This window comes from Kineococcus halophytocola (genome assembly GCF_041276425.1).
Lineage (GTDB): Bacteria > Actinomycetota > Actinomycetes > Actinomycetales > Kineococcaceae > Kineococcus > Kineococcus halophytocola.
Window position 1 is genome coordinate 120,337 of record NZ_JBGFTU010000007.1, and the last position, 15,102, is coordinate 135,438.

Below are 15,102 nucleotides of genomic sequence, written 5' to 3' on the forward strand. Positions count from 1 at the left end.
CCCCTGCGCCCGCCGCGGGGGCCCGGTGGGGGATGATGGAGGACAACACGCTGTCTTACACGCTGTCCGCGGCACCCGGCCGCGGGTGGCGCGCGCACGCGACGACGAGAGGGAGCACGCCGATGGCGGCCATGAAGCCGAGGACCGGGGACGGTCCGCTGGAGGTCACCAAGGAAGGACGTGGCATCGTCCTGCGGATGCCGCTGGAGGGTGGTGGCCGGCTCGTGGTGGAGATGACGCCCGACGAGGCCAAGGCCCTCGGGGAGGCCATCACCTCGGTCGTGGGCTGAGGGTCGGGACGGGGCGGGTACCTGACGGGTACCCGCCCCGACACGTCTGCCCACCACCCCCGCCGCCCGCGCCCACCAGCGAGAGTCAGGACCGCCCCGTGAACACCACCGCAGACCCCCGGACCGTGACCGCCGCCGCCCCCGAGCTGCGCCGCTGGACCCCGCCCGCCGTCGAGGTGCGCCGCGGCGGTGTCGTGGGGGCCGAGCTGGCGGGGTTCGACGTCCTGGCCGTCCCGGTCGCCGCGGGTGAGGGCGCCGACGCCCCGCTGCAGCCGCGTCCCGGCGCCGCCGACGCCGCCGTCCGCTACGGGATCGACCTGGCCGCCGCCTGCGCCGCCGAGGGCTCCACCGGCCGCACCGCCCAGGTGACGCGCCTGCCGGTGACCGCCCCCGCGGGGAGCCCGCGCCGGCTCCTCGTCGTCGGCGTCGGGGACTCCTCCCCGACCGCGCTGCGCCGCAGCGGGGCCGCCCTGGCCCGCGCCGTCGCGAGCGCCCCGGGCGACGTCGCCACCACCCTGGCCGACGGGGTCGGCGCTGCGGGCACCCGCGCGTTCGTCGAGGGGTTCCTCCTGGCCTCCTACGCCCCGCCGGTCAGCGGCCGTCGCGCCGCGAGCGCGCCGGAACCGCGCCGCCTGCTGCTGCTCGGCGCCGTCGAGGCGGCCGACGTCCGGCACGCCGAGGTCAGCGCCGGGGCGACGGTCCTGACGCGCGACCTCGCCGCCACGCCGTCCAACCTCAAGGACCCGCAGTGGATGACGGCCCAGGTCCGGGAGGTCGCGGCCGGGCTGCGGCTGAAGGTCGAGGTGCGCGAGGAGGACCGGTTGCGCCGCGAGGGCTTCGGCGGGCTGCTGGCCGTCGGCGCCGGGTCGGCGTCCTCGCCCGCGCTCGTGCAGGTCGGCTGGACCCCCCGCGCCCGCCCCGACGCCCCGCACGTCGTCCTCGTCGGCAAGGGCATCACGTACGACACCGGCGGGCTGGGCATCAAGCCGCGCGAGGGCATGGTCGCCATGAAGACCGACATGGCCGGCTCGGCGGCCGTGCTGGCCGTCGTCGCAGCGGCCGCCCGGCTCAAGCTGCCCGTCAAGGTGACGGGGCTGCTCGCGCTGGCCGAGAACGCCTTCGGCGCCGACTCCTACCGCCCCGGGGACGTCGTCACCCACTACGGCGGGCGCACGACGGAGGTCAACAACACCGACGCCGAGGGCCGCGTCGTGCTCGGTGACGCCCTCGCCTACGCCGACGCCGTGCTGCGCCCCGACGTCCTGGTCGACGTCGCGACCCTCACGGGGGCGGCGACGCTGGGGCTCGGCAAGCGGCACGCGGCCCTGTACTCGGCCGACGCCGACCTCGTCGCCCAGCTCGAGGCGGCGGCGGACGCCTCGGGCGAGCGGGTCTGGCACATGCCCCTGGTGGAGGACTACGCCGCCTCGCTCGACTCCGACGTCGCCGACGCGCGCCAGGTCACCACGACGCCGGGGCACGGCGGCGGGTCCATCGTGGCCGCGCTGTTCCTGCGGCCCTTCACCGGCGGCCGGCGCTGGGCGCACCTGGACATCGCCGGCACCGGGCGGGCCGACGGTCCCGAGCACGAGGTGGTCAAGGGCGCCACGGGCTACGGGGCGCGCCTGCTGCTGGAGTGGCTGGAGACGTCGGTGGCGCCGGGGACGGCGCCGGGGGCGCGCTGAGGCGGGTCAGGCGCTCTTGACGGCCAGCAGCAGGCCGTCGCCGGAGGGCACGAGCGTGGGGAACCAGTTGCCGTCCTCCAGCACGACGCGGGCCACCTCGCGCTGGGCCACGGTGGAGGCGTCGCGCGCCGCGGGGTCGGTGACGCGGCCCCGCCACAGGGCGTCGTCGACGACGAGCAGGCCGCCGACGCGCAGCAGCCGGTGGGCCTGCTCCAGGTAGGCGCTGTTCTCCCGCTCGTCGCCGTCGAGCAGGACGAGGTCGTAGGCGCCGTCGGTCAGGCGGGGCAGGACCTCCAGGGCCCGGCCGTTGATGAAGCGGGCGCGGTTGCTGCGGATGCCGTCGTCGGCGACGGCTTCGCGCGCGGCGCGCTGGGCCTCCCCGTCGGGGTCGATCGTCGTCACGACGCCGTCCGCGCCGGCGCCGCGCAGCAGGCTCAGCAGCGAGACGCCCGCCCCCGTGCCGACCTCGACGACCGTGCGGGCGCGTGCGGCGGCGGCCAGGACGGTGAGGGTGGCGGCGACGCCGGGGGAGACGGGCTCGACGCCCAGGTCGGCCGAGCGGGCCCTGGCCCGGGCGAGCACGTCGTCCTCGGGGACGAACTGCTCGGCGTAGGCCCAGCTGGCGGGCTGCTTGCTGGACGGGCGAGACGGGGGCGTCGGCACGTGCGCACTGTAGAGCACCGGCGTTCGTGACCCCAGGTGCTCGACCGGTGGCGGGCCGTGACGCCTTGGGTGCGGTGGAGCGGGGTGGGGTGCGGGCCGCCCGGTCGGCGGCCCGGCGAGGGACCTGGGAACCGCGCAGGTCAGACCTCCGTTGGACCCCACGACGCCGACCGGCTGGACCTGCCGGCGGGGATTGGCCGAGACGACGGGAGTGGGAGACCATGGGAGCACTGGCGGTGCCGTTCGCGGTGCCCGTCCCCGCCCGGTCCAGGAGGAACCCCGTGAGCGACGACACCGGCGAGAACGCCGGTCGCGCGGTGCCGGCCACGCCGGCCGCGCCGCACGTCGAGAACCCCGCGTCGCTGTCCCCGGCGGCCGCGGCCTCGACCTGGGTGCCCCCGACGTGGGAGGAGGTCGTGCGCGACCACTCCGGCCGGGTCTACCGCCTGGCCTACCGCCTCACCGGCAACCGGCCCGACGCCGAGGACCTGACCCAGGAGGTCTTCGTCCGCGTCTTCCGCTCCCTGTCGAGCTACCAGCCCGGCACGTTCGAGGGCTGGTTGCACCGGATCACGACCAACCTCTTCCTCGACCAGGTCCGCCGCAAGCAGCGCATCCGGTTCGACGCCCTGGCCGAGGACGCCGGCGAGAAGCTGGCCAGCACCGACGTGGGCCCCGAACGCGCCTACGAGCACCGCAACCTCGACGACGACGTGCAGCGCGCGCTCGACGCCCTGCCGCCGGACTTCCGCGCGGTCGTCGTCCTGTGCGACATCGAGGGCCTGTCCTACGAGGAGATCGCGGCCACCCTGGGGGTGAAGCTGGGCACGGTGCGCTCGCGCATCCACCGCGGTCGCGCGCAGCTGCGCGCGGCCCTGGCCCACCGCGCCCCCCGCCCGGGGGCCACGACCCGGCTCGCCCACGTCGAGGAGCGACCGTGAGCGGACCGCACCTCGGCGTGCGGGTGAGCGCCCTCGTCGACGGGCGGCTCGCGGCCGACGCGCGCGCCCGCGCCGACGAGCACGTGCGCACGTGCCCGGACTGCTCCGAGGCCCTGGAGGCCGAGCGCCTCGTGCGCGCGCGGGTGCGGGCGCTGGGGGAGCCGGAGCCGTCGCAGGACCTCCTGGTCCGGTTGCTGCAGATCGGCGGTCCCTGCGGCCCCCTGCCCCCGCGCGACGCCCCGATGGCCAACCCGGCCCGGCCCGCCGTGGGGACGGCCCCGCCCTCGCGGACCGATCCCGGGCGCTCCCGGGCCTCCCGCGGCCCCGCCGGTCGCGGCCGGCGCCGCCGGCCCGTGGCGGTGGCCCTGGCGGGGACGTTCTCGCTGCTGGGTGCGGGCATCGCCGGGGTGCTGGTCCTGGGAGGTCTCCCCGGTGGGGGGCAGGCCCCGGTCGCCGAGCTGCGCACCACGCCCTCCAGCGCGCCCGTGCTCACCACGCCGGTGTCCTCCCCGGGTCCGTCGTCCACGGCCACCGCCGACCGGACGCGGCCGGGCGGCCCGGCGGCGCCGACCACCGGCCCCGCCCCGACCGCTCCGTGAGCGAGCCCTACGGCCCGGCCCCCGACGGGCCGCGCCGCGGTGAGGGCCGGGGCGGCGACGGCCAGGGCCGGCCGGACCCGTGGGCCGCGCCCGGCCACGAGACCTGGCCCGCCGACGATCGCTGGCCCGCCGACGATCGCTGGCCCGCCGACGATCGCTGGCCCGCCGACGGACGCCGGCTCGCCGAGGACCCCGGCCCGCACGCCGGTCACGACGCCTTCCCCCCGCCCTACGACCCCTACCGCGCGGACCCGGACGCCGGCCCCCCCGGGGCCTTCGGGCCGCCGCCGACCGGGGACGACCCCTACGGGCCGGTGTCCCCGGCCCGCTCCCGGCGCTCGCCCGCGCGGTGGATCGCCGCGGGGTCCCTCGTCCTGGTGCTGGGCGTGGCCGGCGGGTTCGCCGGTGGTCTGCTGCAGGACGAGCTGTCCGACGCCGACGGCACCTACCCCGGGGTGTCGCTGCCGGTCCCCTCGGCCGGCTCGACCGAGCGGCCCGCCGGCTCCGTCGCCGGCATCGCCGCCACCGCCCTGCCCAGCGTCGTGGCGCTGCAGGTCCAGGGTGAGCAGGGCGCCGGGACCGGCTCGGGCTTCGTCCTGGACGCCCCCGCCGACGGCGGCAGCTTCGTGCTGACCAACAACCACGTCGTGGCCGGTGCCGCCGCCGACGGCGTCGTCGTCGTCTTCCAGGACGGCGAGCAGGCCCCCGGCCGCGTCGTGGGGGCCGACGCCTCCTACGACCTGGCCGTGGTCCTCGTCGAGCGCTCGGGGCTGCGGCCGCTGCCCTTCGGCGACTCCGCCAGCGTCGTCGTCGGTGACCCGGTGGTGGCGGTCGGTGCCCCGCTGGGCCTGCAGGGGACGGTGACCGAGGGCATCGTCTCGGCGCTGAACCGGCCCGTGACCGCCGGGCGCTCGCAGGACGACACCTCCTACATCCAGGCGATCCAGACGGACGCGGCCATCAACCCGGGCAACTCCGGTGGGCCGCTGCTCAACGCGGCCGGGGAGGTCATCGGCGTCAACTCCGCCATCGCGGCCCTGCCGGGCGCCGGTGGCCAGGCCCCGACGGGCAGCATCGGCCTGGGGTTCTCCATCCCCTCCGAGCAGGCCCGGCGCACGGCCGAGCAGCTCATCCAGACCGGCAGCGCGGTGCACCCCGTGATCCAGGTGTCCCTGGACGGCACCTACCGCGGTCAGGGCGTGCGCATCCTCGACGCGCCCGGCGCCGTCGTGGCCGGCGGCCCCGGCGACCGGGCGGGCCTGCAGCCCGGGGACGTGGTGCTGGCCATCGACGGCCGTCCCGTCACCGCCCCGGCCGAGCTCATCGTCGACATCCGGGCCCGCGAACCGGGCGAGACGGTGACCCTGTCGGTGCGCAGAGGTGGACAGACGGTGGAGGTGCCGGTGACGCTCGAGGCCGACGGTTAGGATCGCTGCGTGTTCGGCATCAACGGGGGCGAGTTCCTCGTCCTCCTCGTCGTGGCGCTGGTGGTCCTCGGTCCCGAGCGGCTGCCGCACTACGCCGAGCAACTGGCAGGCCTGGTCAAGTCCGCCCGTCGCTTCGCCAAGGGGGCCCAGGCCCAGATGCGCGAGGAACTCGGCCCCGAGTTCGACGACATCGACTGGCAGAAGCTCGACCCGCGGCAGTACGACCCCCGGCGCATCGTCCGCGAGGCCCTGACCGAGGCCTGGGACGACGACGACGACCCGCCGGCGAAGAAGTCCACGCCCGCGACGGGCGGGGGCGCCGGGGTCGACCTGGGCAAGAAGTCCGCCGAGCCGGCCAAGGCCGCGCCGGTGCCCTACGACGAGGACGCCACCTGACGTCCCCGCCGCAGCCCCTCAGGCGACGCTGACGCCCAGGCGGCGCCCCGCCAGACCGCGCGGGCGCCGGGCCAGCGTCCGGGCGAGGTCGCGCAGGACCTGCGCGGCGGGGGAGTCCGGGTGCGAGAGCACGACCGGTGTCCCGGCGTCCCCGCCCTCGCGCAGCACGACGTCCATCGGCACCTGCGCCAGCAGGGGCACCGACGTGCCGAGGCGCTCGGTCAGCGAGGTCGCCACGGTCTGCCCGCCCCCGGAGCCGAAGACCTCCATGCGCTGCCCGTCCGGCAGCTCCAGCCAGCTCATGTTCTCCACGACGCCCACGACGCGCTGCTCGGTCTGCGAGGCCACCGACCCGGCGCGCTCGGCGACCTCGGCGGCGGCGACCTGCGGGGTCGTCACGACGAGGACCTCGGCCCGGGGCAGGAGCTGGCCCACGCTGATCGCGATGTCGCCGGTGCCGGGCGGCAGGTCCAGCAGCAGGACGTCCAGGTCGCCCCAGAAGACCTCCGAGGCGAACTGCTGCAGCGCGCGGTGCAGCATCGGCCCGCGCCAGGCGACGGGCTGGTTGCCGGGGACGAACATGCCGATGGAGATGACCTTCACCCCGTGCGCGACGGGCGGGATGATCATGTCCTCGACCTTGGTCGGCGTGCCCTGCACGTCCAGCAGCCGCGGGATCGAGAAGCCGTGCACGTCGGCGTCGATGAGGCCCACGCGCAGCCCGTCGGCGGCCATCGCCGCGGCCAGGTTCGCCGTCACGCTCGACTTGCCGACCCCGCCCTTGCCCGAGGCCACCGCGTAGACGCGGGTGAGGGTGCCCGGGTCGTTGAACGGGATGGTCGGGGCGGCGCCGGTGGTGCCGCGCACCTTGGCGGTCAGCGCGCGGCGCTGCTCGGAGTTCATCTCCCCGAGGTGCACGCGGACGCCGTGCGTCCCCTCCACCGTCCGGACCGCGGCGGTGACCTCGCGGGTGAGCGTGTCGCGCATGGGGCAGCCGGCCGTGGTCAGCAGGATCCGGACGTCGACGAGCCCGGCGGCGTCGACGTCGACGCCGTCGACCATGCCGAGGTCGGTGATGGGGCGGTGCAGCTCGGGGTCGTCGACGGAGCGCAGGGCCCGCAGGACCTCCGCGCGCACGCTCTCGGGACCGGGCGCGGGCGACGTGGCGGACATGGGTCCCAGGGTACGGGGGAGCCTTGACCGTCGGCCCCGGCGGTGGGAGGGTGCGGTGGAAAGCGTTTGCCAGCTCCACCCGCCGCGTCGAGGAGGACGCCCGTGCCCAGTCCCCGCCGCTACGCCCTCGTGGGGGCCGGCTCCCGCGCGCGGATGTACGTCGACGCCCTCGCCGGCCCGCACGCCGCCGACGGCGAGCTCGTCGCCCTGGCCGACACCAACCCCGGCCGGGCCGCGCTGCACGCCCGCCGCTACGAGGCCGCCGGGCACCGCGCGCCGGAGACGGTGGACCCGGCGGACCTGGCCGGGGCCTGCCGGCGCCTGGGCGTCGAGCGGGTCGTCGTCACGACCCCCGACCACACCCACGCCGACCTCGTCGTGACCGCGCTGGAGGCCGGGGCCGACGCCGTGGTCGAGAAACCGCTCACCACGACGCCGGAGGGTGTTCGCCGCATCGCCGAGGCCGTCGAGCGCACCGGCCGCGACGTGCTGGTGACCTTCAACTACCGCTACGCCCCGCGCAACAGCGCGCTGCGGCAGGTGATCGCCGACGGCGACGTCGGGACCGTGACGTCGGTGCACTTCGAGTGGGTGCTGGACACCGCCCACGGCGCCGACTACTTCCGCCGCTGGCACCGGCACAAGGAGAACTCCGGCGGCCTGCTCGTGCACAAGAGCTCCCACCACTTCGACCTGGTGAACTGGTGGACGCAGGGCGTGCCCGAGCGCGTCTACGCCAGCGGCGGCCTGCGGTTCTACGGCGCGGCCAACGCCGCCGCGCGCGGCCTGGGCCCCCGCCCGCCGCGCGGGACGTCGGAGGCCGGGCGTACCGACGCCTTCTCCCTGGACCTCGCCGCCGACCCGGCGCTGCGCGAGCTGTACCTGGACAACGAGCGGCACGACGGCTACCTGCGCGACCGCGACGTCTTCGACGAGGGCATCACCATCGAGGACAACCTCGCCCTCGTCGTCGACTCCGCCGTGCCGGGCGGGACGGCCACGCTGTCCTACGCCCTCAACGCGCACTCGCCGTGGGAGGGGTACGTCGTGGCGGTCAACGGCACCCGCGGCCGCGCCGAGCTGACCGTCGTGGAGCGCGGGGAGGTGCCGCTGACGGAGGGGCGCCGGCAGGTCGACCCGAGCATGCACCCCGAGGACGTCGCGGCCGGCGCGGGCCTGCGGCCGGTGTCCGAACGGCTCCTCGTGCAGCGGCACTTCGAGCCGGCCCGGGAGGTGCCGATCCCGGCCGGGGAGGGTGGCCACGGCGGCGGGGACGCCCTGCTGCTGCGGGACGTCTTCACCGGCGCCGGCCCGGACCCGTTGCGGCGCACGGCGTCCTGGCGCGACGGGGTGCGCTCGGTGGTCGTCGGGATCGCCGCCAACTGCTCGCTGGAGACGGGGCGGGCGGTCCGCGTCGACGACCTCGACCTCGGTCCCGCCGCCGCGGCGCTCGCCCGCCCCTGAGACCTCAGCGCGAGGGGACGACCACGGCGCGGCCGGTGAGGGTGCCGGCGTGCAGCCGCTCGTAGGCGGTCGGCGCCTCCGCCAGCGAGAACGTCTCGGTGTGCACGTCCAGGACCCCGCGGTGGGCGAGCTCGACGAGCTCGATGAGTTCACCGCGCGAACCCCAGTAGGGCACCGAGACCGACGCCTCGTAGGCCTGCCGGAAGAACCCGACCTGCGCCGCGGCGGGCTGGGAGGAGATGCCGACGATCGTCACGTCGGACTCCACGTCCGCGACCGCCATCGCGGTGTCGATGGTGGGCTGGGCCCCGACGAAGTCCAGGACGAGCTGCGCGCCGCGACCGCCCAGCAGGGAGCGGACGTTCTCCGCGGCGTGCTCGTCGGACAGCACGACGTCGTGGGCGCCCACGGAGGTCGCGAAGTCGAGCTTGTCCTCGCTGACGTCGAGGGCGACGACGCGCGCGGGGGACAGCGCGCGCAGGAGCTGGATGGCGACGTGCCCCAGGCCCCCGGTCCCGATGACGACGGCCGTGGAGCCGGCGCGCAGCTTCGGCAGCGACCGCTTGATCGCGTGGTACGGCGTGAGGCCGGCGTCGGTGAGCGGGACGGTGGCGACGGGGTCGAGGTCACCGATCGGCACGAGGTGGCGCGGGGAGTCGACGACCATGTACTCGGCCAGCGCCCCCGGCGCGCCCAGGCCGGGCGGGGCGATGCCGAGCTCGGCCGCGCGCGGGCAGTAGTTCTCCTTGCCCTGGGCGCACTGGTGGCACGTCCCGCAGCCCCAGGGGCCGTAGACGATCACGTTCGTGCCGACCTCGACGCCCTCGGCGCCGGGGCCGAGCTCGACGACGCGCCCGGCGCCCTCGTGCCCCAGCGTCAGCGGGAGGCCGTAGGTGTACTCCTCCTCGGGCAGGCCCATGACGAAGTCGTCGGAGTGGCAGATCCCGGCGGCGGTGACCTCCAGCAGGACCTGGCCCGGTCCCGGCGTCGGCCGCTCCACCTCGACGACCTCCGGGGCGGCCCCGATCCGGCGGTACTGGACTGCGCGCACGGCGGCGCTCCTCTCCTCGGTGGTGTGGAACCTCCGAGGCTACGCCCCGCAGAACAACAGGTGTCGGTCAGCCCGCCGTGACGCGGATGACCTCCTCGAACGTCGTCTCCCCGCGCATGGCCTTGGCCAGCGCGGACTGGCGCAGCGTCTTCATCCCGATCCGCTCGGCCTCGGCCAGCAGCGCCGACTCCGTCGCGTCGTGCATGAGCACCTTGCGCACGCTCGGCGTCACGTCGAGGACCTCGTAGACCGCGGTCCGCCCCCGGTAGCCGGTGCCGCCGCACTCCGGGCAGCCCGTTCCCCTCAGCGGGGTCGCGTCGAGGATGTCCTCGATCGTCAGGTCGAGCAGGGCCAGGGTGTTCTCGTCGGGGATGTACCCGTCGGCGCAGGAGTCGCACGGCCTGCGGACCAGTCGCTGGGCGATCGCGGCCGTCAGCGAGCTGGCCACGAGGAACGGCGCGGCCCCCATGTCGACCAGTCGCGTCAGCGCGCCGACGGCCGAGTTCGTGTGCAGCGTCGTCAGCACGAGGTGACCGGTCATGGCCGCCTTCAGCGCCAGCTCGGCCGTCTCGGAGTCGCGGACCTCACCGATGAGGACGATGTCGGGGTCCTGGCGCAGGACCGAGCGCAGCCCGGCCGAGAACGTCATGCCCACCTTGGCGTGCACCTGGACCTGGGTGATCCCGGGCAGCTGGACCTCGACCGGGTCCTCCAGGGTGATGATGTTCTTCTCCGGCGACATCGTCGCGTGGATGGCCGCGTACAGGGTGTTCGTCTTGCCCGACCCGGTCGGGCCGGTGATGAGGACCAGCCCCTGCGGGACGCTGAGCGCCTTCTCGAAGACGTCGAGCTGCTCGGGCTCGAAGCCCAGGGACGGCAGCGAGGGCACGTCGTCGCCGCGGGTGAGCAGACGGATGACGATCTTCTCCCCGTGCAGCGCGGGCAGCGTCGAGACGCGGCAGTCGATCGCCGACCCGTCGACCACGACCCGCGTGCGCCCGTCCTGGGGGATGCGGCGCTCGGAGATGTCCAGCCCGGAGATGATCTTGATGCGGCTGATGACGCTGGGCGCGACCCGCTTCGGGGCGCTCATCACGTCGCGCAGCAGGCCGTCGACGCGGAAGCGCACCCGGAGCTGGTCGCGCTGGGACTCCAGGTGGATGTCCGAGCAGCGCAGGCGCACCGCGTCGGACAGGATCCGGTTGACCAGCTTGACGATGGGCGCGTCGTCGTCGACCGAGCCGTTGAGGGCGGCGAGCGGGTCCTCGTCCTCGTCGTCGGTGGCGTCCTCGACCATCCGGGAGACCTGCGAGGTGTCCTCGGTGAGGGACCACGCGCGCGCCAGGTGGTCGCGGATCTGGGAGTCCATCGCCACGACGACGTGCAGCTCGGGGGTGCGCGTGTAGAGCTTGACGTCGTCCAGGGCCAGGACGTTCGTGGGGTCGGCCGCCGCGACCAGCAGGTAGTCCGGGGTCCGGTCCAGCACCAGGACGCGGCAGCGCTCGGCCACGGCGCGCGGCAGCAGCCGCACCACGTCCGGGGCCAGGGTGATGCGCGAGAGGTCGACGTGCTCCAGGTTCAGCAGCTCGGCCAGGCACTGGGCGAGCTCGGCCTCGGAGACCATCCCCAGCTCGACGAGGATCTGCCCCAGGCGCCGGCGCGGGCCCTCGACGGTGCGCTGCTCGGCCAGGGCCACCTCGAGGTCCTCCGGGACCAGCAGACCCTTCTCGACGAGGACGTCACCCAGGCGCTTGCGGGCCTGGTTGCCGCCCTGGTGGCCGCCCTGGTGGGCGGTCTGGTGGCCGGTCTGGGCGGGGCCCGCACCGAGGCCGTCGTCGAGAGTCGTCACCCCTCCGGTGTCGGCACCTCCGGGCCCGGACCTGAGCCCGCCGCCGGGCCCGGCGTCCCGGCCCCGGGCTCACCCGCCCGCTTGCGCTTCTTGCCGCCCTTGCGCTTGGCGTCGCGCGAGGCCGTGGCCGTCCCCTCCTCGGCGAGCTCCTCCAGGATCGAGCGCAGCTCCGAGCGGACGAAGTCGCGCGTGGCGACGTCGCGCAGCGCGATGCGCAGGGCCGCGACCTCCCGGGTCAGGTACTCGGTGTCGGCCAGGCCGCGCTCGTCGCGGGCGCGGTCCTGCTCGTTGAGGACGCGGTCGCGGTCGTCCTGGCGGTTCTGCGCCAGCAGGATGAGCGGGGCGGCGTAGGAGGCCTGCAGCGACAGGATGAGCGTCAGCAGCGTGTAGTTCAGCGACCGGGGGTCGAACTGGGCGGACTCGGGGGCGAACGTGTTCCAGGCCAGCCAGATCGCCACGAACCCCGTCATGTAGACGAGGAAGCGGCCCGTCCCCATGAAGCGGGCGAAGGCCTCCGAGGCCCGCCCGAACGCGTCGGGGTCGACCTGCGGGCGGGACAGCAGCGTGCGCCGGCTCTCCCGGGGGGTGTCCAGCGACACGGCCTCCCGGCGCTGGGTGCGGCTCTGACGGGGTTCAGCCACGGGTCCTCTCCTGTCCGGTCGGCCCCTCGAAGACCTCCTCCTCGGCGTCGCGCCAGTCCTCGGGCAGGAGGTGGTCCAGCACGTCGTCGGCCGTGACCGCCCCCAGCAGGTGCCCGTCCTCGTCGACGACGGGCAGCGAGACGAGGTTGTACGCCGCGAGCTGGCGCGTGACGGCCTGCAGCGACTCCTCCGGGGCCAGGGGGTCGATGTCGTTGTCCATCAGCTGCCCCAGCGGGGTCTGCGGGGGTTCGCGCAGCAGCCGCTGCAGGTGGGCGGTGCCCAGGAAGCGCCCGGTGGGTGTCTCCAGCGGGGGGCGGCAGACGTAGACGGCCGTGGCCAGCGGGACGTTCAGCTCGATCCGGCGCACGTGCGCCAGGGCCTGCGCGACGGTGTCGTCGGGGGCCAGGACCACCGGGTCGGTCGTCATCAGGCCACCGGCGGTGTAGTCGTCGTAGGCCAGCAGCCGGCGGACCGGTTCGGCGTCCTCGGGGTCCATGAGGGCCATGAGCCGCTCGGCCTGCTCCGCGGGCAGCTCCGAGAGCAGGTCCGCGGCGTCGTCGGGCTGCATCTCCTCCAGGACGTGCGCGGCGCGGTCGCCCTCCAGGCCCGACAGGATCTCGACCTGGTCGTCCTCGGGCAGCTCCTCCAGGACGTCGGCGAGGCGTTCGTCGTCCAGGGCCGCGGCCACCTCCCGGCGGCGCTTGGGCGTCAGCTCGTGGATGACCTCGGCCAGGTCGGTGGGCTTGAGCTCCTCGAAGGCCGCGAGCAGATTCGTCGCGCCCTGGTCCAGGTCGGGGGAGGCGAGCCCGAGGACCCCGCCCACGACCCCGTCCACGGGGACCGTCATCGTCTCCCCGCGCCGGCGCAGCCGGCCCGACAGCCCCCGCGGCGTCGTCCCGCGCCGCACGAACAGCCGCGTCAGGTGCCAGTCGCGGGCGCGGACGGCGTCCAGGCCCAGGTCCTCGATGGTGGCCTCCCCGCTGCCGTCGGCGAGCTCGACGGTGCGGTCCAGCAGCTCGGCCAGCAGCAGGGTCTCGGTGCCGCGCTGCTCGAAGCGGCGCATGTTCACCAGGCCCGTGGTGATGACCTGGCCGGCGTCGATGGACGTCACCCGCGTCATGGGCACGAAGACGCGGCGCCGGCCCGGGACCTCGACGACGAGACCGATGACGCGGACCGGCCCGCGCGGGCGCAACGTGCCCACGACGTCGCGCACCCGGCCGACCTGGTCGCCCTGCGGGTCGAAGACCGACGTGCCCGCCAGGCGGGCGGCGAAGACACGTGTGGTGGATCCGGTCACACGTTCCAATCTAAGGGCTGACTTCCAGCTCGCGGCGCGCGACCTGCGCTCCTACCGTGACGGCATGGCCAAGGAGAGCAAGAAGATGAAGTCCGAGGGCACCCCCCTCTACACCATCCCCGGGCTGACGACCGAGCAGGGTGGCGAGATCGCCACGCTCCTGCAGGACCGCCTCAACGCCCTGACCGACCTGCACCTGACGCTGAAGCACATCCACTGGAACGTCGTGGGGCCGCACTTCGTGGCCGTCCACGAGATGCTCGACCCGCAGGTCGACGCCGTCCGCGAGATGTCCGACACGACCGCCGAGCGCATCGCGACCCTGGGCCTGTCGCCCGTGGGCACCCCCGGCGCCCTCGTCGCCGACCGCGGCTGGGACGACTACTCCCTGGGCCGGGCCGGTGCCATCGAGCACCTCGGCGCCCTGGACCTCGTCTACAGCGGCGTCATCGAGGACCACCGCAAGGCCATCGAGGCCACCGACGACCTCGACCTCGTGACCCAGGACATGCTCATCGCCCAGGCCGGTCAGCTCGAGCAGTTCCACTGGTTCGTGCGCGCCCACCTGGAGACCACCGGCGGCCAGCTCGCCACCGCGGGCGCCTCCAGCGAGGTCGAGGCCAAGGAGCAGGCCGGCCGCGCCGGCGCCAAGCGCAAGAGCGCCTGAACGCCTGAGCTCGACGGTGGGGGCCGCCCCCACCGGGCACGATGCGACGCCCCGCGGCGTTGGGCAGGACGACGGGGGTCCGCCGGCGGACCCCCGTCGCCGATCCTGCGCCGACGTCGCGGGACGGGTCGAGAAGGTGAGGAAGCCAGATGTCCAACCTCGGGCCCATGGGTGGGGCGCGGAGGATCACCACTCCCACACCCCCCTCGGGGGAGACGATCGGCCGCTACGGCACGTACTCCGAGGCGCAGCGCGCGGTGGACTTCCTGTCCGACGAGCACTTCCCGGTCCAGAACGTGACCATCGTCGGCACCGGCCTGCAGATGGTCGAGCGCGTCACCGGCCGCCTCACCTACGGGCGGGCCGCCGGGGCGGGCGCCGCCTCCGGGGCCTGGTTCGGTCTGCTCATCGGGTTGATGCTGTCGGTGTTCGGCCCGGGCGGCAGCGGCGCCCTGCTGACGGGCATCCTCGTCGGCGCCGGGTTCGGGATGCTGTTCGGCGTCATCTCCTACGCCCTCACCGGCGGCCGGCGCGACTTCACCTCCTCCTCGCAGATCGTGGCGTCGGAGTACACCGTCCTGTGCCTGCCGCAGCTGTCCTCCCAGGCGCGGGAGGTGCTCTCGCGCCTGCCCAACGGCCTCGGCCGCGACGGTGGGGCACTGGCCCCCGGCCAGGCGCCGTGGGGCGCCCCGGACCCGACCCGGCGTCCCTGGGGCCCGCCCTCCGGCGGCTCCACGCCGCACATGCCGCCGCCGCGCCCGGGGTCCGGCCCGGCCGAGCAGCCGCCGCCCCCGCCGTCGCTGGAGAAGGAACCCGAGGCCGAGCCGGTCCACGACCTGTCCGGCCCGACCTACGCCGAGAAGATGGAGGAGGCGCGCCGCCAGCGCCGCGCCGAGGAGGCCCGGGCCCGGGAGGAGAAGGAGCGCTCCGAGCACTGACGCCCGGTAGCCCCTCCG

General features: G+C 75.4%; 15 protein-coding genes. 9 read left to right on the forward strand and 6 right to left on the reverse strand.

Going from position 1 to position 15,102, the window contains the following annotated elements:
• Positions 1-122 precede the first annotated feature (122 nt).
• Both AB2L27_RS07805 and AB2L27_RS07810 read left to right on the forward strand, forming a co-directional pair.
• Positions 123-290 (forward strand): DUF3117 domain-containing protein, encoded by a 168-nt coding sequence (locus tag AB2L27_RS07805; RefSeq protein WP_106210338.1) that lies wholly within the window; start codon positions 123-125, stop codon positions 288-290.
• Between the two features lie 98 nt (positions 291-388).
• Complete coding sequence (locus tag AB2L27_RS07810; RefSeq protein ID WP_370440909.1) at positions 389-1,975, forward strand: leucyl aminopeptidase family protein; 1,587 nt, start codon at positions 389-391, stop codon at positions 1,973-1,975.
• A gap of 6 nt (positions 1,976-1,981) precedes the next feature.
• Here AB2L27_RS07810 and AB2L27_RS07815 read toward each other — a convergent pair whose 3' ends face one another.
• Entirely contained in the window at positions 1,982-2,638 is a 657-nt protein-coding gene (locus AB2L27_RS07815) for an O-methyltransferase (RefSeq protein WP_370440910.1), read from the reverse strand.
• A gap of 281 nt (positions 2,639-2,919) precedes the next feature.
• On the opposite strand from AB2L27_RS07815, the gene sigE reads away from it, so the two are divergent.
• From sigE to AB2L27_RS07835, 4 genes are read left to right on the forward strand one after another with little or no spacing between them, the layout of a single operon-like run.
• Entirely contained in the window at positions 2,920-3,579 is a 660-nt protein-coding gene (gene sigE / locus AB2L27_RS07820) for an RNA polymerase sigma factor SigE (protein WP_370440911.1), read from the forward strand.
• Entirely contained in the window at positions 3,576-4,178 is a 603-nt protein-coding gene (locus AB2L27_RS07825) for a zf-HC2 domain-containing protein (protein WP_370440912.1), read from the forward strand. Before sigE ends, AB2L27_RS07825 begins: the two co-directional genes overlap by 4 nt.
• Positions 4,175-5,605 carry a S1C family serine protease gene (locus AB2L27_RS07830; RefSeq protein ID WP_370440913.1) on the forward strand — a complete coding sequence of 477 codons (1,431 nt, stop codon included), beginning with the start codon at positions 4,175-4,177 and terminating at the stop codon, positions 5,603-5,605. The genes AB2L27_RS07825 and AB2L27_RS07830 overlap by 4 nt, the downstream gene beginning before the upstream one ends.
• A 9-nt stretch (positions 5,606-5,614) precedes the next feature.
• Positions 5,615-6,001 (forward strand): Sec-independent protein translocase family protein, encoded by a 387-nt coding sequence (locus tag AB2L27_RS07835; protein WP_370440914.1) that lies wholly within the window; start codon positions 5,615-5,617, stop codon positions 5,999-6,001.
• 18 nt (positions 6,002-6,019) lie between these two features.
• Here AB2L27_RS07835 and AB2L27_RS07840 read toward each other — a convergent pair whose 3' ends face one another.
• Positions 6,020-7,174, reverse strand: a complete 1,155-nt coding sequence (locus tag AB2L27_RS07840) for a P-loop NTPase (RefSeq protein WP_370440915.1) — start codon at positions 7,172-7,174, stop codon at positions 6,020-6,022.
• A gap of 102 nt (positions 7,175-7,276) precedes the next feature.
• Here AB2L27_RS07840 and AB2L27_RS07845 point away from each other — a divergent pair, with 102 nt between their 5' ends.
• Positions 7,277-8,638 carry a Gfo/Idh/MocA family protein gene (locus AB2L27_RS07845; protein ID WP_370440916.1) on the forward strand — a complete coding sequence of 454 codons (1,362 nt, stop codon included), beginning with the start codon at positions 7,277-7,279 and terminating at the stop codon, positions 8,636-8,638.
• Positions 8,639-8,642: 4 nt separating this feature from the next.
• Here the strand turns inward: AB2L27_RS07845 and AB2L27_RS07850 are convergent, their stop codons facing one another.
• The 4 genes from AB2L27_RS07850 to AB2L27_RS07865 all read right to left on the reverse strand — a co-directional run bounded on the left by AB2L27_RS07850 (position 8,643) and on the right by AB2L27_RS07865 (position 13,479).
• Positions 8,643-9,689 (reverse strand): NAD(P)-dependent alcohol dehydrogenase, encoded by a 1,047-nt coding sequence (locus AB2L27_RS07850; RefSeq protein ID WP_370440917.1) that lies wholly within the window; start codon positions 9,687-9,689, stop codon positions 8,643-8,645.
• Between the two features lie 67 nt (positions 9,690-9,756).
• Complete coding sequence (locus tag AB2L27_RS07855) at positions 9,757-11,538, reverse strand: GspE/PulE family protein (RefSeq protein WP_370440918.1); 1,782 nt, start codon at positions 11,536-11,538, stop codon at positions 9,757-9,759.
• The gene (locus AB2L27_RS07860; RefSeq protein WP_370440919.1) at positions 11,535-12,179 is read right to left on the reverse strand and encodes a DUF1003 domain-containing protein; all 645 of its coding nucleotides are present in this window, start codon (positions 12,177-12,179) and stop codon (positions 11,535-11,537) included. Before AB2L27_RS07860 ends, AB2L27_RS07855 begins: the two co-directional genes overlap by 4 nt.
• Positions 12,172-13,479 carry a magnesium transporter MgtE N-terminal domain-containing protein gene (locus AB2L27_RS07865; protein ID WP_370440920.1) on the reverse strand — a complete coding sequence of 436 codons (1,308 nt, stop codon included), beginning with the start codon at positions 13,477-13,479 and terminating at the stop codon, positions 12,172-12,174. The genes AB2L27_RS07860 and AB2L27_RS07865 overlap by 8 nt, the downstream gene beginning before the upstream one ends.
• 64 nt (positions 13,480-13,543) lie before the next feature.
• Here AB2L27_RS07865 and AB2L27_RS07870 point away from each other — a divergent pair, with 64 nt between their 5' ends.
• Together AB2L27_RS07870 and AB2L27_RS07875 are read left to right on the forward strand one after the other, a co-directional pair.
• The gene (locus tag AB2L27_RS07870; protein WP_370440921.1) at positions 13,544-14,146 is read left to right on the forward strand and encodes a Dps family protein; all 603 of its coding nucleotides are present in this window, start codon (positions 13,544-13,546) and stop codon (positions 14,144-14,146) included.
• Positions 14,147-14,295: 149 nt separating this feature from the next.
• Entirely contained in the window at positions 14,296-15,084 is a 789-nt protein-coding gene (locus AB2L27_RS07875) for a YflT domain-containing protein (RefSeq protein ID WP_370440922.1), read from the forward strand.
• Positions 15,085-15,102 lie beyond the last annotated feature (18 nt).

Bases quoted from the DNA above. Each gene is read 5' to 3' on its own strand.
- AB2L27_RS07875 (WP_370440922.1), top strand. From the start codon at position 14,296: ATGTCCAACCTCGGGCCCATGGGTGGGGCGCGGAGGATCACCACTCCC.
- AB2L27_RS07840 (WP_370440915.1), bottom strand. From the start codon at position 7,174: ATGTCCGCCACGTCGCCCGCGCCCGGTCCCGAGAGCGTGCGCGCGGAG.
- AB2L27_RS07870 (WP_370440921.1), top strand. From the start codon at position 13,544: ATGGCCAAGGAGAGCAAGAAGATGAAGTCCGAGGGCACCCCCCTCTAC.
- AB2L27_RS07805 (WP_106210338.1), top strand. From the start codon at position 123: ATGGCGGCCATGAAGCCGAGGACCGGGGACGGTCCGCTGGAGGTCACC.